Here is a 19,966-nt window from a genome sequence, read left to right on the forward strand (position 1 = left end):
AAAAATAATGGGTGCAGCGTATCGAGGGGGGCAAGATTAAGGAAATACGGAATAACAATCCAGCTCATAGGTGGTCTCTATCCCGTCACACTGAATATAGAGACGCCTTTGTTACAGTTGATGTCGATGCTTCGACCGCGCTTTCGCCTGTCAGGCAAAGCCGGTAAGGTCGGCGCGTTTCCCCCTCTGCTCGGAGCACTCCATGCCTGCCCCTGCTCTTTCCGGCCCGCAATACCTGCGTGAAGGCCTCAAACTGGTGTTGAGCCCCAGCCTGCGTTTGTTCGTGTTGTTGCCCCTGGCGATCAACCTCGTGCTGTTCGTCGGATTGATCTACCTGGCCAGCCATCAATTCAGCCTGTGGGTCGATACGCTGATGCCATCCCTGCCCGACTGGCTGAGTTTTCTCAATTACGTCCTCTGGCCGATTTTTGTCGTGCTGGTGGTTCTGATGGTGTTTTTTACCTTCACCATGCTCGCCAATGTCATTGCCGCACCGTTCAACGGTTTTCTTGCGGAGAAGGTTGAGGTCGTAGTACGCGGCACCGATGACTTCCCGCCCTTCAGTTGGGGCGAACTGATCGCCATGATCCCGCGCACCCTGTCCCGTGAAATGCGCAAACTTGGCTACTTCCTGCCGCGGGCAATCGGGTTGTTCATTCTCTCGTTCATTCCCGTGGTCAACCTGATCGCCGCACCGCTGTGGCTGCTGTTTGGCGTGTGGATGATGGCGATCCAGTACATCGACTACCCGGCGGACAACCACAAGCTGGGCTGGAACGAAATGCTCGCCTGGCTGCGCCAGAAACGCTGGCAGAGCATGAGCTTCGGCGGCATCGTCTATCTAGTGCTGCTGGTGCCGGTGGTCAACATCCTGATGATGCCGGCGGCTGTGGCGGGTGCGACCCTGTTCTGGGTGCGTGAGCGCGGCGCAGAGAATCTGGTCACCCAACGCTGACACCGTCACAAATCCATCATCGAAACGCCACAATGACGACATGCCCCCAGCCGACACTGGGGTCATGACGACAGCTCTGCATATCACCCTGATCACCGAAACCTTCCCACCGGAAATCAACGGCGTGGCCAATACCCTCGGCCGCTTGTGCGATGGCTTGCGCGCGCGCGGGCATCAGGTCGAACTGGTGCGGCCGCGTCAGGGCTGCGATCAGCTGGCGGCCAGTAGCGATGAATTGTTACTGTGTCGCGGCTGGCCGTTGCCGGGCTATCCGGGTTTGCAATGGGGTCAGTCGTCGATGCACAAGCTGCTGCGGCGCTGGAAACGCCAACGCCCGGACGTGCTGTACATCGCCACGGAAGGGCCACTGGGTTTATCCGCGTTGCGCGCAGCGCGTCGTCTGGGGATCAGCGTGGTCAGCGGNTTTCACACCAATTTTCAGCAGTATTCCAATCAGTACGGGCTCGGCTTGCTGTCGCGCTTGCTGACTCATTACCTGCGCTGGTTTCACAATCGCTCGACGCTGACGTTAGTGCCGAGCATCAGCCAACGAATGGAACTGGAGCGGCGTCATTTCGAGCGTCTGGCGTTGTTGTCCCGAGGGGTCGACAGCCAATTGTTTCATCCGGTGAAACGCCTGCAATCCTTACGCGAACAGTGGGGGCTCGCCGAGAAGGACATCGCGGTCATCCACGTAGGACGCCTGGCGCAGGAGAAAAATCTTGGCTTGCTCAAGCGCTGTTTTGACGCGATGGAGGCCACTTATCCACAGCGCAAATTGAAGTTGATCGTGGTCGGCGACGGGCCGCAGCGAGGTTTTTTGGAGAAGGAACTGCCTGACGCAATTTTCTGCGGTTCACAACGTGGCGAAGCATTGGCCAGTCACTATGCGTCAGCGGATGTATTTCTGTTTCCGAGCTTGACCGAAACTTTCGGCAATGTAGTGCTTGAAGCGCTGGCCTCGGGATTGGGCGTGGTGGCCTACGATCAGGCTGCTGCGGCTCAACACATTCGCCACGGCTACAACGGCGTGTTGGCGATGCCGGGGGACGAAGAGGCGTTCTGCGATGCCGCGACGTGGTTGTTGGAGGAGCGCGAAACCTTGCGTTGCGTGCGGCTCAATGCGCGCCAGCATGCTAGTCGTCAGGGCTGGGCGGCGATTATCGAGCAGTTTGAGGGGCAGTTGCGAGGGGCTTGTGTCAGGGAACAGGGGGTTCCTGGTGCAGCATCCTTACCCTGAATCTTTGGTGACATTGAGTCAGTCTTCGCGGGCAAGCCCGCTATCACATAATTTGGTGAACACCCCGCCACACTGTGGGAGCGGGCTTGCCCGCGATAAGGCCCGACCAGTCGCCGCTTAAACCAGCGTCATCAACGCCTCACGGCTGAACGGCAGGATGTCTTCCTCACGACCATCACGCACTTTCTGCGCCCAGTCCGGGTCGACCAGCAGCGCACGCCCTACCGCCACCAGATCGAACTCGTCGTTGTTCAGGCGCTCCAGCAGTTTCTCCAGGCTGGCCGGCTGCGCAACCTTGTCGGTGTTGACCATGAACTGCAGGAACTCACCATCCAGACCGACACTGCCGACNGTGATGGTCGGCTTGCCTGTGAGCTTACGGGTCCAGCCCGCCAGGTTGAGGTCGGAACCTTCGAACTCCGGCTCCCAGAAACGACGGGTGGAACAGTGGAAAATATCGACACCGGCGTCAGACAGCGGCTTGAGGAATTCACCCAGGGCTTCAGGGGTTTGCACCAGGCGTGCGGTGTAATCCTGCTGCTTCCACTGAGAGAAACGCAGGATGATCGGGAAGCCTTCGCCGACGGCTGCACGCACCGCCTGAATCAATTCGATGGCGAAACGCGAGCGGTTGGCCAGGCTGCCNCCATATTCGTCGGTGCGCTGGTTGCTGCCTTCCCAGAAGAACTGGTCGACCAGGTAACCGTGGGCGCCGTGAATCTCCACGCCGTCCATGCCGATGCTTTGGGCGTCTTTAGCCGCCTGGGCGAACGCGGCGATCACGTCCTGGATATCTTGTTGAGTCATGCCGTGAACCACGACCTGACCGTCCTTCAGTTTCTCCGACGGACCGTAGCCCGGCACGCTGGCATCTGGCTCGGTGCCGATGCGGCGCACGCTGCCCACATGCCACAACTGCGGAACGATCTTGCCGCCCTCGGCGTGGACCGCGTCGACCACTTTCTTCCAGCCGGCCAACGCGGCTTCACCGTAAAAATGCGGGACGTTCGGGTAGCCGTTGGAGGCTTGATGGCCGACCACAGTACCTTCGGTGATGATCAGCCCTACGCCGGCGGCGGCGCGACGACGGTAGTACTCGATCACTTTCGAATTGGGAACGCCGCCCGGCGAAAACGAACGGGTCATCGGCGCCATGACGACGCGGGTCGGCAGTTCGAGGGTGCCGAGGTGGAACGGTTTGAACAGGGCTTTGACTGGCATGGGACGCTCCACGTGATAAGACTTTATGACGGCGATAATATGGAGCGAAGAATGGATTGAACAGCACTATTGATTGCAGTGATTAAGATCTAAAAGGTAAGACGTACTGTAGGTGCCGGCTTGCTGGCGATGGACTCGATAACACCGCGGANTCGCCAGCAAGCCGGCTCCTAGAACGGGGGATTTCAGCTCAGCGCTTTTTCAATCGCATGGATGACCGTCGGATCATCCGGCGCTGTGCGCGGCGAGAACCGCGCCAACACNCGCCCGTCTTTGCCCAGCAGGAATTTTTCGAAGTTCCAGGTGATATCCCCTGGAAACTCCGCGCCCTCGCCCGCCAACAGACGGTACAGCTGATGACGATCGTGACCGTTGACTTCCAGCTTGCTGGACAACGGAAAGGTCACGCCATAGTTGAGGCTGCAGAATTCCTGGATCTCTTGCTCGGTGCCCGGTTCCTGCCCGGCAAACTGGTTGCACGGCAAGCCAAGCACGGTAAAACCCTGGCCTTTGTACTGCTGGTAGAGGTTTTCCAGCGCCGCGTATTGCGGGGTCAAGCCACATTTGGAGGCGACGTTGACTACCAGCACAACCTGCCCTTTGTAGGGCGCCAGCGGCAGGTCTTGTCCGTCTAANGCTGTCAATTTAAGGTCGTGAAAAGCACTCATGACGAACTCCAGATTCCCGTGTTCTACTCGAAACAGCCACTTGGCGTTGTCGCCAGGGACAGCCGCGGACTAAAAAGGCGCCCTCGGGCGCCTCTCCAGTTCTCTGAGCTTAGCGCAGAAAATCAGTGGTGATGGCCACCTTCGCCATGGACGTGACCATGAGCGACTTCTTCCTGGCTGGCGTCACGGATGTCGATGATCTTGACCTGGAAATTCAGGCGCTGACCGGCCAACGGGTGGTTGCCGTCGACAGTCACGTCGTCGCCGTCCAGATCGCGGATGGTGACGATCTGCATTTGGCCATCCGGCGCGGAAGCGTGGAACTGCATGCCCACTTCCAGCTCGTCGACGCCTTCGAACATGCTGCGGCTCAGGGTGCTGACCAGTTCGGCGGAGTATTCGCCGTAAGCATCTTCAGGTTCTACGGCGACAGTCAGTTCGTCACCGACGTTCTTGCCTTCCAGAGCCTTCTCCAGGCCCGGGATGATGTTACCTGCGCCTTGCAGGTAGACCAGCGGCGCGCCGCCGGCGGAGCTGTCGATGACCTCACCAGCGTCGTTGGTCAGGGTATAGTCGATGGAGACAGCCTTGTTAGCGGCGATCAGCATGGGGCGAGACCTTTTGCATAAGAATGAAGAAAGGCCAAGTTTAGCGAAGCAATCGTCCGAAAGCGAACACAACCCGGACAGACGGATCGCGGCGAAAGACTCGACGGTCACCGGTTTCCATCAGGATGAGGACGGGCATTGGGTGGCCGAGCTTTCCTGCGGCCACACCCAGCACCTGCGTCACCAGCCACCGTGGCAATCGCGCGCCTGGGTCCTGGACCCCGCGCAACGTATTGAAAAAATAGGCCAGCCCTTTGATTGCGGTTGGTGCGCACAAGGCTCGGTTAGCGATAACCTTGGCGACTGAATTTCGGTAGATCGTCAGATATAGATGATCGCCATTGCCATGCACCCTTAGAGAATCCGCATGCAAACTTTTTTTATCGCGCCCACCGATTTTGGTGTGGGTCTGACCTCCATCAGCCTTGGGCTGGTGCGTACCCTTGAGCGCGCCGGCCTCAAAGTCGGCTTTTTCAAACCGATTGCCCAGCCGCACCCGGGTGACACCGGGCCTGAACGTTCCACTGAACTGGTGGCCCGCACTCACGGTTTGAAACCGCCGCAGCCGCTCGGTCTGGCCCACGTCGAGCGCATGCTCGGCGACGGTCAGCTGGATGAGCTGCTCGAAGAAATCATCACCCTTTATCAGCAAGCCGCTGTGGGCAAGGACGTGCTGATCGTTGAGGGCATGGTGCCGACCCGCAGCGCCAGCTATGCNGCGCGGGTCAACCTGCACCTGGCCAAGAGCCTCGACGCAGAAGTGATCCTGGTCTCGGCGCCGGAAAACGAAGTGCTCACCGAACTNTCTGGCCGGGTGGAATTGCAGGCGCAATTGTTCGGCGGCCCGAAAGACCCGAAAGTCCTCGGCGTGATCCTCAATAAGGTCAAGACCGATGAAAGCATGGAGGCCTTCGCTTCGCGCTTGAAGGAGCATTCGCCGTTGCTGCGCAGCGGTGATTTCCGCTTGCTCGGCTGCATTCCCTACCAGCCCGAACTCAATGCGCCGCGCACCCGCGACGTAGCCGACCTGATGGGCGCGCAGATTCTCAACGCCGGCGACTATGAAAGCCGGCGCATGACCAAGATCATCATCTGCGCCCGCACCATGCGTAACACCGTTGAACTGCTCAAGCCCGGCGTATTGGTGGTTACCCCCGGAGACCGCGACGACATCATCCTCGCCGTCAGCCTGGCCGCGATCAACGGTGTGCCCCTGGCCGGCTTGCTGCTGACCAGCGACACCCTGCCCGACCCACGCATCATGGATCTGTGCCGCGGCGCTTTCCAGGCCGGGCTGCCGGTGTTGTCGGTGAGCACCGGCTCCTACGACACCGCCAACCAGCTCAACAGCCTGAACAAGGAAATCCCGATTGATGACCGCGAACGTGCGGAGATCATCACCGATTTCGTTGCCAGTCATCTGGATGCCAACTGGCTGCACCAGCGTTGCGGCACCCCGCGTGAAATGCGCCTGTCGCCCGCGGTGTTCCGCTATCAGTTGATCCAGCGCGCCCAGGCGGCCAACAAACGCATCGTGCTGCCCGAAGGCAGCGAGCCGTTGACCGTACAAGCCGCCGCCATCTGCCAGGCCCGGGGCATTGCCCGTTGCGTGCTGCTGGCCAAACCGGAAGATGTGGAGGCCGTCGCCCGCGCCCAGGGCATCGAGCTGCCGCCGGGGCTGGAGATCCTTGACCCGGACCTGATTCGCGAGCGCTACGTCGAGCCGATGGTTGCGCTGCGCAAAAGCAAAAGCCTCAACGCCCCGATGGCCGAGCAACAACTGGAAGACACCGTAGTGATCGGCACCATGATGCTGGCGCTGGATGAAGTCGACGGCCTCGTCTCCGGGGTTATCCACTCCACCGCCAACACCATCCGCCCTGCCCTGCAGCTGATTAAAACGGCGCCGGGCTGCACCTTGGTGTCGTCGGTGTTCTTCATGTTGTTCCCCGAGCAGGTGCTGGTGTATGGCGACTGCGTGATGAACCCACACCCGAGCGCCAGCGAACTGGCCGAGATCGCTCTGCAAAGCGCCGACTCGGCAGCCGCATTCGGCATCACCCCGCGTGTGGCGATGATCAGCTACTCCAGCGGTGAATCGGCCAGCGGCGAAGAAGTCGAAAAGGTTCGCGAAGCGACGCTGCTCGCCCACGAACAGCAGAACTCGCTACTGATCGACGGCCCCTTGCAATACGACGCCGCCGCCAACGAAACCGTCGCCCGGCAGTTGGCGCCCAACAGCCAGGTCGCCGGCAAAGCCACGGTGTTTGTGTTCCCCGACCTGAACACCGGCAATACCACGCACAAAGCCGTGCAACGCAGTGCCGATTGCGTGAGCCTGGGGCCCATGCTGCAAGGCCTGCGCAAGCCGGTAAACGACCTGCCGCGCGGCGCCCAGGTCGACGACATCGTGTACACCATCGCCCTGACTGCGATTCAAGCCGCCAACCGACCTATGGATATCTAAATGCTGGATTTTCTACCTGCCGCCGTGCGCGGGGTAATTGCTTCGCTGCTGCTGGCGCTNAATACCATTCTGCTTTGCTCGTTTTTGTTCTGCGTGGCGATCATCAAGGTGTTGCCCTTTGCCCTCACCCAGCGCTTCTCGCTCTGGTTGATGAGCCACACCCATGAAGCCTGGATCAGCAACAACAAGGCCTGGATGAACCTGGTCTGCCGCACCCGCTGGCACCTCAGCGGCCTGCAAGGGCTGGACTATAAGCACTCGTACCTGATCACCAGCAACCACCAGAGCTGGGTGGACATCATGGTGTTGCAGTACGTGCTCAACCGTCGCATCCAGCCACTGAAGTTCTTCCTCAAGCAGGAACTGATCTGGGTGCCGGTGATTGGCCTGGCGTGGTGGGCGTTGGGCTTTCCGTTCATGAAGCGCTATACCAAGGCCTATTTGGAAAAGCATCCGGAGAAGAAAGGCAAAGACCTGGAAACCACCCGCAAGACATGTGCGAAATTTCGCAANAATCCNGTGGGGATTTTCAATTTCGTCGAAGGCACGCGCTTTACTGAGGGCAAGCACGCGCAGCAGAAATCACCGTTTCGCTACCTGCTCAAGCCCAAGGCTGGCGGTATCGCGTTTGTGCTGGATGCGATGGGCGAACAACTTGAGTCGATCGTCAACGTGACCATTCACTACCCGGCCGGGCGTCCCGGTTACTGGGATTTGCTGTGCGGGAATGTGAAGGATGTAGTGTTGCATTTTCAGGAGCTGAAGATTCCGCCGCAGTTCATTGGCAAGAACTACGACCAGGACGGGGAGTATCGGTTGCAGTTTCAGGGTTGGATCAATCAGCTTTGGTTAGACAAGGATGCACTGCTGGAGCAATTGCATCGGGAGTATCCGGCGAAGTAATCAGGCGCCTGTACCGGCCTCATCGCTGGCAAGCCCGCTCCCACAGGTTTTTATGGTGGACACATCTACCGCGTACGACTCGAATCCTGTGGGAGCTGGCTTGCCAGCGATGGCGATTTCAAGGCAACAAAAAACCCGCAGACAATCACTTGTCTGCGGGTTTTTTATTGGAGCGACTAGCGCTTAGATCGCGCCGCGCTTGCGCAGCAGATCCAGCACTTGCTTGACGCTTTCTTCCAGCGACAGTGCCTGGGTGTCGATGACCAGGTCGGCATTCAACGGCACGTCATACGGGAAGGACTCGCCAGGGATGTTATCCCCACCGGCAGCGTACAGGCCTTGCGGATCACGCTCGGCGCACACCAACGGCGAGGCCTGNACGTAGACCGTCAGCAGACGCTCCTTGCCGATCAGTTCCCGCGCCTGCTCACGACCTTCAGCACTTGGCGCAACAAACGCTGCCAAGGTCAACAGACCAGCTTCGTTGAACTGACGCGCAACGTGTGCGGCACGACGCCAGTTCTCGGTACGCCCGGCGCGATCCTGCGGCAGACCTTTGTTCAGGTCGTGACGCAGGTTCTGACCATCGAGGACAAACACCGCACGACCCAAGTCAAACAGCTTGCGCTCAACCGCATAGGCCAAGGTGCTCTTGCCCGCGCCCGACAGGCCGCTGAACAGCACGGTAGCCGGCTGCTGGCCGAAGCGCTGGGCGCGTTCTTCGGTGGCCACGTGCGCCAGTTTGCCGTGGTGCGTGCTGCTGCCATGCGCCAACGGCTGAGCAATGATCATGCCGGCGGCAACGGTGCCGTTGGTCAACCGATCGATGACGATAAACGCACCGGTGGTGCGGTTGCTGTCGTAGCCGTCCAGCGCGATGGCGGCGTCGAGGCTGACCTTGACNCGACCGATCTCGTTCAGGTTCAACGAGCTGGCCGGACCTTCTTCCAGGGTGTTCACGTCAACACGATTCACGATGCTGGTGATAGAACCCGGCACGTAGCTGGTGGCGCGCTTGATGTCGTACTTCTTGCCCGGCAGCATCGGTTCTTCGGCCATCCACACCAGCATGGCGTCGAAGGCGTCGGTCACTTGCGGCACGTTGTCGGCATGAACCAGCAGGTCGCCGCGAGANATGTCGATCTCGTCTTCCATGGTCAGCGTGACCGCTTGACCTGGACCTGCGTGTTCCAGCTCACCGTCGAAGGTGACGATGGATTTGACGCGGCTGCTCTTGCCCGACGGCAGCACCACGACTTCGTCACCCTTGTGCACGATGCCGCTGGCCAGGGTGCCGGCGAAACCACGGAAGTTCAGGTTCGGACGGTTGACGTACTGCACCGGGAAACGCAGGTCGGTGTAGTTGCGGTCGTTGGCGATCTCGACGGTTTCGAGAATCTCCATCAGCGACTGGCCGGTGTACCAGGGCGAACGCTCACTCTTGTTCACCACGTTATCGCCTTTGAGCGCGGACATCGGCACGAATGCCATGGTGCTCGGCTTGAATGCGATGCCGTCGGCGAACTTCAGGTAATCAGCCTTGATCTGCTCGAAGATGCTTTGGTCAAAACCATTGATGTCCATCTTGTTGACGGCCACCACGATGTGCTTGATACCCAGCAACGAGGCAATAAAGCTGTGGCGACGGGTCTGGGTCTGCACACCGTAGCGGGCATCAATCAGGATGATCGCCAGGTCACAGGTGGAGGCACCAGTGGCCATGTTGCGGGTGTACTGCTCATGGCCNGGGGTGTCGGCGATGATGAATTTGCGTTTGGCGGTGGAGAAGTAGCGGTAGGCAACATCAATGGTGATGCCCTGCTCACGCTCGGCCTGCAGGCCATCGACCAGCAAAGCCAGGTCGATATCGTCACCGGTGGTGCCGGACTTCTTCGAGTCGCGGGTGATGGCTTCCAGGTGATCTTCGTAGATCATCTTGGAGTCGTGCAGCAGGCGCCCGATCAGGGTGCTCTTGCCGTCGTCGACGTTGCCGCAGGTCAGGAAGCGCAACATTTCCTTGCGCTCGTGCTGGCCCAGGTAGGCGAGAATGTCCTCGCTGATCAAATCAGATTGATGCGACATTGGAGCCCCTTAGAAATAACCCTGACGTTTCTTTTCTTCCATCGAGCCTGCGCCTACTCAGAAATTTTGTTGATCAAGCCGCATAGCATTCTTGAAAGCTCGCGGGTTTCTTTAATCCAATCGTCAGCCAGAGGATCAGTAATGTAGGCAATATCACGGCCGATGAGGATCTGAGTGCGCAACTCACCACACGAGGCTTTTGCCACCCAAAGAAAATGTACTTTTTCCTTGGCACCACAACGCTCCATCCCTTCAGCAATATTGGAAGGCACCGATAGTGCGGAGCGGGTAATTTGATCCTTGAAGCCAAAATCCCCACATCTCGCAAACTCCCTGTAGATCCTTACCGCCAAACACTTACTTCTCTGCCAGACAATCAGCTTCTCGAAATCCATTGCGAGTCATCCGATAACGGCTCGCAGCAACCGGCCACAAGCACCAAACTACGAAATTGGATGTCCTCGCTGATCAAAATTGATGCGACATTGGTGACAGCCCCTTAGAAATAACCCTGCCGTTTTTTATCTTCCATCGAGCCTGCGCCATCGTGGTCGATGACCCGGCCCTGGCGCTCGGAAGTTCGCGTCAGGAGCATTTCCTGAATGATGTCGGTCAGCGTCTCGGCTTCGGACTCCACCGCGCCCGTCANCGGGTAGTCACCCAGTGTGCGGAAACGGACTTTCTTCTTGACGATGCGCGCCTTGTCTTCGTCGCTCAGGTGATTGAGCAGGCGTTCGTCGTCAATCATGATCCAGGTGCCATTCATCTCGATGACGTCGCGTTCGGCGGCNAAGTACAGCGGCACAATCGGGATGCCTTCCAGGTAGATGTACTGCCAGATGTCCAGCTCGGTCCAGTTGGACAGCGGGAACACACGGATCGACTCACCCTTGTTGACGTTGCCGTTGTAAACGTTCCACAGCTCCGGGCGCTGGTTTTTCGGGTCCCAGCGGTGTTTGCTGTCGCGGAACGAGTACACGCGCTCTTTGGCGCGGGATTTCTCTTCATCACGACGGGCACCGCCGAAAGCTGCGTCGAAACCATGCTTGTCCAACGCCTGCTTGAGGCCTTCGGTTTTCATGATATCGGTGTGCTTGGCGCTGCCGTGGGTGAACGGGTTGATGCCCTGCGCAACCCCATCCGGGTTGATGTGGGTGATCAGGTCCAGGCCCAGCTCTTCGACCATCTTGTCGCGGAACTTGTACATCTCCTGGAATTTCCAGCGGGTGTCGACGTGCATCACCGGGAACGGCAGTTTGCCCGGAAAGAAGGCCTTGCGTGCCAGATGCAGCATCACGGCGGAGTCTTTACCGATCGAGTAAAGCATCACCGGGTTGTCGAACTCGGCGGCGACCTCGCGGATGATGTGGATGCTTTCCGCCTCCAGCTGTTTCAGATGCGTCAGTTTGTCGACCATGGCTACTCACGGAAAAACGATCTTATGGACGGCCAGCGGGCCGTGTTCGAGCGGGGCATGCTAGCACAGCANCNTCTTCTAATCAGGACGCCAGCTAGATCGAAAGGGCATATGAATATACCCCCTCGTTTGGGCGCTGAAGGCTCGCTCCCACAGTTGGTTTGCGGTGTTGATCAGATCGGATTCGGGCATATGAATATACCCCCTCGTTTGGGCGCTGAAGGCTCGCTCCCACAGTTGGTTTGCGGTGTTGATCAGATCGGATTCGGGCAATCGATAAAGATGTGCTCCAGGGCAAAACGCCGGGCCAGGTAATCACCCAACGCCTGCACCCCGTAGCGCTCAGTGGCGTGGTGCCCGGCTGCAATAAAGCTGATGTCGTTTTCCCGCGCACTGTGGAAGGTCTGCTCGGAGGCCTCGCCGCTGAGGTACAGATCGACCCCGGCCAACACGGCCTGATCGATATAACCCTGGCCGCCACCGGTGCACCAGCCNACACGGCGGATCATCTCGCTGCCTTCGATCAGCAGCGGCTCGCGGCCCATGACTTCCTGCACCCGGCGAGCGAAATCGCGGGGCGTCATCGGTTCGCTCAACGAGCCGACCAGGCCGACAACCTTAAGGTTGTCCGGATCCAGCGGGCCTTCGACCGTGATGTCGAGCTGACGCGCCAGCTGCACGTTGTTGCCGACGTCCGGATGCAGATCCAGCGGCAAGTGATAGGACAGCAGGCTGATGTCGTGCTTGAGCAGGGTTTTCAACCTACGCTGCTTCATACCGGTGATGCACGGATTCTCGCCTTTCCAGAAATAGCCGTGATGCACCAGCACCAGATCAGCCTGGGCTTCGACCGCGGCGTCCAGCAACGCTTGGCTTGCCGTGACGCCGCTGACGATGCGCATCACCTGCGGCCGACCTTCGACCTGCAAGCCGTTGGGGCAGTAATCGGCAATCCTGGCACTGTTCAGATAACGGTCGGCTTCTTCGACCAGGGTGCTCAAGGNGACGGCCATAAAAGACTCCTAAATATCCCGTTCCGAGGCGCTCGCAGCCTCGTATAATGCGCGACATTATGGGCGCTCTCCCGCCGCCTGCAACCTCTCAGGACGTGCTTAATGCTCAAGGCGCTGCGTTTTTCCGGCTGGCCGCTGTTGGCCGGCGTGCTTATCGCTCTGTTGATCATCCAGCGTTACCCGCAGTGGGTCGGGCTTCCGAGCCTCGACGTCAACCTGCAGCAAGCCCCGCAAACCACCACGATGCAGCAAGGTCCGGTGTCCTATGCCGACGCGGTCACCACCGCCGCGCCGTCGGTGGTGAACCTGTACACCACCAAAGTCATCAACAAACCGAACCATCCCTTGTTCGAAGACCCGCAGTTCCGCCGCTTCTTCGGCGACAACTCGCCCAAGCAGAAGCGCATGGAGTCCAGCCTCGGTTCCGGCGTGATCATGAGCCCGGAAGGCTACATCCTCACCAACAACCACGTGACCACCGGCGCCGACCAGATTGTCGTGGCCCTGCGCGACGGCCGCGAAACCCTGGCCCGCGTGGTCGGCAGCGACCCGGAAACCGACCTCGCCGTGCTGAAGATCGACCTCAAAAGCCTGCCNTCGATCACCGTCGGTCGCTCCGACAACATCCGCATCGGTGACGTCGCGTTGGCCATCGGCAACCCGTTCGGCGTCGGCCAGACCGTGACCATGGGCATCATCAGCGCCACCGGTCGTAACCAGTTGGGCCTGAACAACTACGAAGATTTCATCCAGACCGACGCNGCCATCAACCCNGGCAACTCCGGCGGNGCACTGGTAGATGCCAATGGCAACCTGACCGGCATCAACACCGCGATCTTCTCGAAATCGGGTGGCTCCCAAGGCATCGGTTTTGCGATCCCGGTGAAGCTGGCAATGGAAGTGATGAAGTCGATCATCGAACACGGCCAGGTGATTCGCGGTTGGCTGGGGATCGAAGTGCAGCCGTTGACCAAGGAATTGGCCGAGTCGTTTGGTCTGTCGGGGCGCCCGGGTATTGTGGTCGCAGGGATTTTCCGTGACGGTCCGGCGCAGAAGGCCGGCCTGCAACTGGGGGACGTGATCCTCAGCATCGACGGCGAACCGGCCGGCGATGGTCGTCGTTCGATGAACCAGGTCGCACGGATCAAACCGACCGACAAGGTCACCATTCAGGTGATGCGCAACGGCAAAGAGCTGAAGCTAACGGCTGAGATCGGCCTGCGTCCGCCACCGGCGCCGGTTAAAGAGAAAGAAGAAAACTGACCCTGGCCCGAGGATCTCGGGCTAACAGCAGACATTCTCATTAGGCATGTTATATTGTTTCAATATCTCAATTGGAACAACATAACATGTCGTCTCGAACAATGGCTTCTGTGGCAAGTCTTGCCCTCGGCCTGCTGGGGGACCCGGTCTTCGCCGAAGAGCCCGGCACCCTCGAACTGGACGCCATCAGCGTCACCTCCGACTACGAATCGCCTACCGGCCCGGTCCAGGGCTACCGCGCCACGCGGTCTTCCAGCGCGACCAAAACCGATACCGCGATCCGCGACATCCCGCAATCCATCAGCGTGATTCCCGTCAGTGTGCTCAATGACCTGGGCAGCACCGATGTGGAACGCGCCCTGGAATTTGCCGGCGGTGTGTCCAAGCAAAACAACTTTGGCGGCCTGACGCTCTACGAATACAGCGTGCGCGGCTTTACCACCTCGGAGTTCTACAAGGATGGCTTCAGCGCCAACCGGGGTTACCCGAGCACCCCGGACGTCGCCAACATCGAGCGCATCGAAGTGCTCAAAGGACCCGCCGCCAGTCTCTACGGGCGCGGCGATCCGGGCGGCACGGTGAACATCGTCACCAAGAAACCCCAGCCCGAAGCCTTCACCACCGTGCAAACCAGCGCCGGCAGTTGGGACCGTTATCGCACAGCACTCGANGTCAACACGCCGCTGGATGACGACGCCAACGTGCTGTCGCGAATCAACCTGGCCGTCGAAGACNGCCACAGCTTCCGCGATCACGTAGACGCCAGGCGCGTGTTCGTCGCGCCCTCTTTCAGCTGGCAGTTGGACCCGGATACCAGCCTGNTGGTGGAAAGCGAATTCGTCCGTCACAGCTCCACGTTCGATCGCGGCATTGTCACGCCGAACAACAAATGGAGTGGCGTTTCCCGTTCGATGTTCCTTGGCGAACCCAATGACGGCAACATCGACAACCACAACAATCTGCTGCAAGCCTCGCTCGAACATCATCTCAATGACAGCTGGAAGCTGCGCCTGGCCAGCCATTACAAGGAAGGCAAACTCTGGGGCTTCGCGTCCGAAAGTCGTCCGCTGAATGCCGACGGTCACACAGTGAATCGACGTTATCGCGAGCGCGATACCAACTGGCACGACAGCATCACCCAGCTGGAACTGCGCGGCCTTTTCGACATCGGCAGTTGGCAGCACGAACTGCTGATCGGCACCGAATACGAGGACTACCGCAAGAAGGAACGNGTGACGACCATTGCCGGCGGCCCCTACGCCATCGACATTTATCAGCCCGTCTACGGTCAGCCGAAACCCAACGGCAAGCGCTCCGGCACCGACCTTTTTGAACACGTCGAAAGCCGGGCGCTGAACCTGCAGGACCAGATTGTCTTCACCGACAAACTGCGCGGCATGCTCGGTGCCCGCTTCGAACACTTCGAGCAAAGCATCGACGATCACAGCCGCGGTGCCACCAGCCGCCAGAGTCACGACGCCTTGACCCAACGGGCCGGTCTGCTTTATCAGCTGACACCCGAAGTCGGGCTGTTCGCCAACGCCTCCACCTCGTTCAAGCCGAACAACGGCCTGGACGCGGGCGGCCAATCCTTCGACCCGGAAGAAGGNNTGGGTTATGAAGTCGGCATCAAGAGCGAGCTGTTCGACGACCGCCTGAGTGCCACCCTCGCCGCGTTCCATATCGAAAAGGAAAACGTCCTCGCACTCGACCCGGCCACCGACCTTAACCGCGCCATGGGCAAGGCCCGCAGCCAGGGTTTCGACCTGCAACTCACCGGGCAAGTGACCGACGCCGTGCGGGTGATCGGTGCCTTCGCCTACATCGACGCCGAGGTCACCGAGGGCGACAAGGTAATTCCCACCGGCAGCCGAATCCTCGGCGTCGCCAAGCGCAGTGGCAGTCTGCTGGGCGTTTATGAGTTTCAGGATGGCCGTTTGCGCGGTTCCGACGTCGGCGCGGCGTTCACTTACGTCGGCGATCGCTCAGGCGAATCCGGCAGCGATTTCAAACTGCCCGCCTACCACACCGTCGACCTGCTCGCCCATTACAAGGCCAGTGACAACGTCACCGTGGGCCTGAACCTCAACAACCTATTCGACGAAAAGTACTACGAGCGCTCGTACAGCAATTACTGGGTCAACCCCGGCGAGCCGCGCAATTTCACCGTCAGCCTCACACTCAATCTGTAAAAGGAAGTTCCCATGCAACACCTCAAACCCGCACTGCTCAGCCTGCTGCTCGGCCTGTTGTTTACCGGCCAGGTGTCGGCCCATGGTCTCTGGACCGAACAACGTCGCGGCAACATCGAAGTGATTTACGGCCACGGCGCCGAAGACAACGCCTTCAAGGCACAAAAAATCAGCGGCGCCTGGGCCTATGACGCCAGCGGCAAACTGATCCCGGTGACCGTACAGCGCCTGGCCGATCACGCACGTCTGCAACCGTTGAAGCCGCCCGCCGTGATGGCGGTGGCGCTGGACAANGGGATGTGGTCGCAGACGGCGGACAAAAAATGGATCAACGAAGGACGCAGCAAAGTGCCGGGGGCTATCGAGTCGACGCAGACCTTCAAATACAGCCTGGCGATTTATCAGCCCGGAGCAAAGTTGCCGAAACTTGATCAGATGAAACTGCTGATTCTGCCAGAGGTTGATCCGCTAACGGTCGGACCGGGCAAGTTGCTGCCAGTGCGGGTGCTACTGGATGGGAAACCGGCGGCGGGGGTGAAGTTGACGGGTGACTATCGCAGTGCGCCGAATACGTTGAGCACCGAGACGGATAAGGATGGACGCGCGCAGGTGGTGGTGCGCAATGAAGGGTTGAATGTGATTTCAGCGCAGATGGAGATTGTGCTGAAGGACAATCCGGATGTGGCGACGCGCGGGGTGTTCAGCTCGCTGACGTTCCTCGGTGAACCGCATCACGAGTAACCCATAAACCCTGTGGGAACGTGCGGTGCGGCGGTCCGACTTGCCCGCGAAGAACGATAACTCGGCGTAACAGGTAAACCGTGTCATCGCTCTTCGCGGGCAAGCCTCGCTCCTACGGGATCAGCGCTGGATCAGAGTTCGCCGAGGCCGTCGATCAGTGCCTGATTCTGCTCCGGCGTGCCGATGGATATCCGCTTTCGAAAGCTCCCGTCGTTAACGTTAATACCGCAGAAGGAATGACACTTTTGTCTTCCACTCTTAATTTGACCGAAGGGAGCTTTATTCATGGCCACACAAAAATCTCAAAAGGACTCAGGTACTTTTAGTGCAACAATCAGTGTTGACCCTCACTTTAGTGCGGCCGAAGTTAAACTTCACAAGTTTGCGGGGGAAAAACCTGCTGGATATATCCGCGGGACAAAAAACACGCTTTCAATTTTTATCGGATTTCCGACTGGAATCGTCGACAATCAAAAAGTAACAAAAAAATACCCAGATGATTTCAACGAGAACGATCCTAAGTGGGTTCTCTTTGACGGTACGAACAGCCACCATGTTAAAACCGGTTCGATAACAGTGACGTTCACTGAAGGCATGACAAAGGCCAAAGGTGAATTTGAGTTCATCACAGATGATTCATCGCCGCAATGTGGGAGGGGGCTTGCTCCCGATGACGGTAAATCAGTCAATTAGATGTCGACTGACACTCCGCCATCGGGAGCAAGCCCCCTCCCACATTTGCTTTCAGCGGATGTTAAAGCTCGCCAAGGCCATCAATCAGCGCCTGGTTCTGCTCCGGCGTACCGATGCTGATCCGCAGGAACTGGGCAATCCGCTCCTGCTTGAAGTGCCGCACAATCACGCCCTGCTCACGCAACTTCGCTGCCAGCCCGGCCGCGTCGTGCTTTGGATGACGCGCAAAAATGAAGTTCGCCGCCGATGGCAACACCTCAAAGCCCTTCGCTTCGAGTTGCGCAACCACCCACTCACGATGCTCGATGACCAACTGGCAGGTCTTGTCGAAGTACTCGCGATCCTCGAACGCCGCCGCCGCACCAACAATCGCCAGCCGATCCAACGGATAGGAGTTGAAGCTGTTCTTGACCCGCTCCAGCGCCTCGATCAGGTCCGGGTGGCCCACCGCCAGGCCCACGCGCAAACCGGCCAGTGAGCGCGATTTGGACAGGGTCTGGGTCACCAGCAGGTTCGGATAGCGATCCACCAGGCTGATGGCCGTTTCGCCACCGAAGTCGATATAGGCCTCATCGACCACCACCACCGAATCCGGGCTGGCCTTGAGGATCTGTTCCACCGCATCCAGTGCCAGCACGCAGCCAGTCGGCGCGTTCGGGTTGGGGAAGATGATCCCGCCGTTAGGCCTGGCGTAGTCGGCAACACGAATCTGGAACTGTTCGTCCAGCGGCACCGCGTCGAACTTGATGCCATACAATCCGCAGTAAACCGGATAAAAGCTGTAGCTGATATCCGGAAACAGCAGCGGCAGGTCGTGCTGGAACAGACCGTGGAAAATGTGCGCCAGGACTTCGTCCGAGCCGTTACCGAGGAACACCTGATTGGCCCGCACGCCGTAATAAGTAGCCACAGCGTTTTTCAGCAGATCGCTATTCGGGTCCGGGTACAGACGCAGATTGTCGTTGAGTTCGGTCTGCATCGCCGCCAGCGCTTTTGGCGATGGGCCGTAAGGATTTTCGTTGGTGTTGAGCTTCACCAGTTTCGCCAGTTTCGGCTGCTCGCCCGGCACGTAAGGCACCAGATCCTTGACGAACGGGCTCCAGAATTTACTCATGTTCAGTTCCCCTTTTGCTCATCAACGATGCGGTATTCGGCGCTGCGGGCGTGGGCAGTCAACGACTCGCCACGGGCCAGCACCGAGGCGGTCTTGCCCAGCTCGGATGCACCTTGTGGCGAGCAGAAGATGATCGACGAGCGCTTCTGGAAGTCATAGACCCCCAGCGGCGACGAGAAGCGCGCAGTGCCGGAAGTCGGCAGCACGTGGTTCGGGCCTGCACAGTAATCGCCCAAGGCTTCGGAGGTGTGACGGCCCATGAAGATCGCGCCGGCGTGACGGATCAGCGGCAGCCAGGCTTGCGGATCGGCGACGGACAACTCCAAGTGCTCCGGCGCAATGCGGTTGGCCACTTCGATGGCCTGCTCCATGTCACGCACCAGGATCAGCGCGCCACGCCCATTGATCGACTTNTCGATGATCTCGGCGCGTTCCATGGTCGGCAGCAGCTTGTTGATGCTGGCGGCGACCTTGTCGAGGAACTCGGCGTCGGGGCTGACCAGGATCGCCTGGGCGTCTTCATCGTGCTCGGCCTGAGAAAACAGGTCCATGGCGATCCAGTCCGGGTCGGTCTGGCCGTCACACACCACCAGGATTTCCGAGGGGCCTGCGATCATGTCGATACCGACCTGGCCAAATACGTGGCGCTTGGCGGTGGCCACGTAGATGTTGCCGGGACCGACCACTTTGTCGACCTTCGGCACGCTTTCGGTACCGTAGGCCAGCGCCGCAACGGCTTGAGCACCACCGATGGTGAACACGCGGTCAACGCCGGCGATGCAGGCTGCCGCCAGTACCAGCTCGTTGATTTCACCGCGCGGGGTCGGCACGACCATGACCACTTCGGTCACGCCNGCCACNTTGGCCGGAATCGCGTTCATCAACACCGAGGATGGATACGACGCCTTGCCGCCCGGGACGTACAGGCCGGCGCGATCCAGCGGCGTGACCTTCTGGCCCAGCACCGTGCCGTCGGCTTCGGTGTAGCTCCAGGAATCCTGCTTCTGTTTTTCGTGGTAGCTGCGCACGCGGGCCGCGGCTTTTTCCAACGCTTCACGCTGAGGCACGGTGATCCGGGTCAGGGCCAGTTCCAGGCGTTCACGCGGCAAGATCAGGTCCGCCATGGACGCGACGTCGAGGCCGTCGAACTGGCGAGTGAAGTCCACCAGCGCCGCATCACCGCGCTCGCGCACGGCCTTGATGATGTCGAGCACTCGCACGTTGACCGAGTCGTCGGACACGCTTTCCCAGCTCAGCAGATGATCCAGATGATAGGCGAAATCCGGGTCGGCAGCGTTGAGTCGGGNAATTGCAGTCGGTGCGGTCATAGCGAGAGCCTCATAGGAATGGCAAAAACTCAGGCGCCCTAACTTAGCAGTCGTTTCCGCT

18 protein-coding genes are annotated in these 19,966 nt (G+C 59.4%); 9 read left to right on the forward strand and 9 right to left on the reverse strand.

The features are described 5' to 3' along the window. Positions 1–202: 202 nt before the first annotated feature. The gene (gene cysZ, locus B7L09_RS12455; protein WP_094469075.1) at positions 203–955 is read left to right on the forward strand and encodes a sulfate transporter CysZ; all 753 of its coding nucleotides are present in this window, start codon (positions 203–205) and stop codon (positions 953–955) included. Between the two features lie 40 nt (positions 956–995). After that, a complete protein-coding gene (locus B7L09_RS12460; protein WP_094469076.1) occupies positions 996–2,195 on the forward strand; it encodes a glycosyltransferase family 4 protein in 1,200 nt (399 codons plus the stop codon). 117 nt (positions 2,196–2,312) lie between these two features. Here B7L09_RS12460 and B7L09_RS12465 read toward each other — a convergent pair whose 3' ends face one another. The 3 genes from B7L09_RS12465 to B7L09_RS12475 all read right to left on the reverse strand — a co-directional run bounded on the left by B7L09_RS12465 (position 2,313) and on the right by B7L09_RS12475 (position 4,692). After that, the gene (locus tag B7L09_RS12465; protein ID WP_094469077.1) at positions 2,313–3,416 is read right to left on the reverse strand and encodes an NADH:flavin oxidoreductase; all 1,104 of its coding nucleotides are present in this window, start codon (positions 3,414–3,416) and stop codon (positions 2,313–2,315) included. A gap of 185 nt (positions 3,417–3,601) precedes the next feature. Beyond that, complete coding sequence (locus B7L09_RS12470) at positions 3,602–4,084, reverse strand: glutathione peroxidase (RefSeq protein ID WP_094469078.1); 483 nt, start codon at positions 4,082–4,084, stop codon at positions 3,602–3,604. Between the two features lie 122 nt (positions 4,085–4,206). Continuing rightward, entirely contained in the window at positions 4,207–4,692 is a 486-nt protein-coding gene (locus tag B7L09_RS12475) for an FKBP-type peptidyl-prolyl cis-trans isomerase (RefSeq protein WP_094469079.1), read from the reverse strand. Here B7L09_RS12475 and B7L09_RS12480 point away from each other — a divergent pair. The 3 genes from B7L09_RS12480 to yihG all read left to right on the forward strand — a co-directional run bounded on the left by B7L09_RS12480 (position 4,661) and on the right by yihG (position 8,062). Then, a complete protein-coding gene (locus tag B7L09_RS12480; protein WP_094469150.1) occupies positions 4,661–4,999 on the forward strand; it encodes a DUF3565 domain-containing protein in 339 nt (112 codons plus the stop codon). The genes B7L09_RS12475 and B7L09_RS12480 overlap by 32 nt on opposite strands. A gap of 60 nt (positions 5,000–5,059) precedes the next feature. Then, entirely contained in the window at positions 5,060–7,159 is a 2,100-nt protein-coding gene (gene pta, locus B7L09_RS12485; RefSeq protein WP_094469080.1) for a phosphate acetyltransferase, read from the forward strand. Continuing rightward, positions 7,160–8,062: a 1-acylglycerol-3-phosphate O-acyltransferase, YihG family gene (gene yihG / locus B7L09_RS12490; RefSeq protein WP_094469081.1), complete on the forward strand. Its 903-nt coding sequence runs from the start codon at positions 7,160–7,162 to the stop codon at positions 8,060–8,062. Positions 8,063–8,245: 183 nt separating this feature from the next. Here yihG and cysN read toward each other — a convergent pair whose 3' ends face one another. The 4 genes from cysN to B7L09_RS12515 form a co-directional block, all read right to left on the reverse strand. Beyond that, entirely contained in the window at positions 8,246–10,144 is a 1,899-nt protein-coding gene (cysN, locus tag B7L09_RS12495; protein WP_094469082.1) for a sulfate adenylyltransferase subunit CysN, read from the reverse strand. 53 nt (positions 10,145–10,197) lie between these two features. Beyond that, positions 10,198–10,539, reverse strand: a complete 342-nt coding sequence (locus tag B7L09_RS12500; protein ID WP_010463279.1) for a four helix bundle protein — start codon at positions 10,537–10,539, stop codon at positions 10,198–10,200. 104 nt (positions 10,540–10,643) lie between these two features. Then, positions 10,644–11,561, reverse strand: coding sequence for a sulfate adenylyltransferase subunit CysD (gene cysD, locus B7L09_RS12505; protein ID WP_094469083.1), 918 nt, complete (start codon positions 11,559–11,561; stop codon positions 10,644–10,646). A gap of 254 nt (positions 11,562–11,815) precedes the next feature. Beyond that, the gene (locus tag B7L09_RS12515; RefSeq protein WP_094469085.1) at positions 11,816–12,574 is read right to left on the reverse strand and encodes a Nif3-like dinuclear metal center hexameric protein; all 759 of its coding nucleotides are present in this window, start codon (positions 12,572–12,574) and stop codon (positions 11,816–11,818) included. Positions 12,575–12,676: 102 nt separating this feature from the next. On the opposite strand from B7L09_RS12515, the gene algW reads away from it, so the two are divergent. The 4 genes from algW to B7L09_RS12535 all read left to right on the forward strand — a co-directional run bounded on the left by algW (position 12,677) and on the right by B7L09_RS12535 (position 17,463). Beyond that, the gene (gene algW / locus B7L09_RS12520; protein ID WP_094469086.1) at positions 12,677–13,837 is read left to right on the forward strand and encodes a Do family serine endopeptidase AlgW; all 1,161 of its coding nucleotides are present in this window, start codon (positions 12,677–12,679) and stop codon (positions 13,835–13,837) included. Positions 13,838–13,923: 86 nt separating this feature from the next. Next, on the forward strand, positions 13,924–16,029 hold the full coding sequence (locus B7L09_RS12525) for a TonB-dependent siderophore receptor (protein WP_094469087.1): 2,106 nt from the start codon (positions 13,924–13,926) through the stop codon (positions 16,027–16,029). A gap of 12 nt (positions 16,030–16,041) precedes the next feature. Continuing rightward, positions 16,042–16,770, forward strand: a complete 729-nt coding sequence (locus tag B7L09_RS12530) for a DUF4198 domain-containing protein (RefSeq protein ID WP_094469088.1) — start codon at positions 16,042–16,044, stop codon at positions 16,768–16,770. 285 nt (positions 16,771–17,055) lie between these two features. Next, on the forward strand, positions 17,056–17,463 hold the full coding sequence (locus B7L09_RS12535; protein WP_094469089.1) for a hypothetical protein: 408 nt from the start codon (positions 17,056–17,058) through the stop codon (positions 17,461–17,463). Between the two features lie 61 nt (positions 17,464–17,524). On the opposite strand, the gene hisC is transcribed toward B7L09_RS12535, so the two are convergent. Together hisC and hisD are read right to left on the reverse strand one after the other, a co-directional pair. After that, positions 17,525–18,577 (reverse strand): histidinol-phosphate transaminase, encoded by a 1,053-nt coding sequence (gene hisC / locus B7L09_RS12540; protein WP_094469090.1) that lies wholly within the window; start codon positions 18,575–18,577, stop codon positions 17,525–17,527. A gap of 2 nt (positions 18,578–18,579) precedes the next feature. After that, positions 18,580–19,905: a histidinol dehydrogenase gene (gene hisD / locus B7L09_RS12545; RefSeq protein ID WP_094469091.1), complete on the reverse strand. Its 1,326-nt coding sequence runs from the start codon at positions 19,903–19,905 to the stop codon at positions 18,580–18,582. Positions 19,906–19,966 lie beyond the last annotated feature (61 nt).

This window comes from Pseudomonas mandelii (assembly GCF_002251635.1).
GTDB classification, from domain to species: domain Bacteria; phylum Pseudomonadota; class Gammaproteobacteria; order Pseudomonadales; family Pseudomonadaceae; genus Aquipseudomonas; species Aquipseudomonas mandelii_B.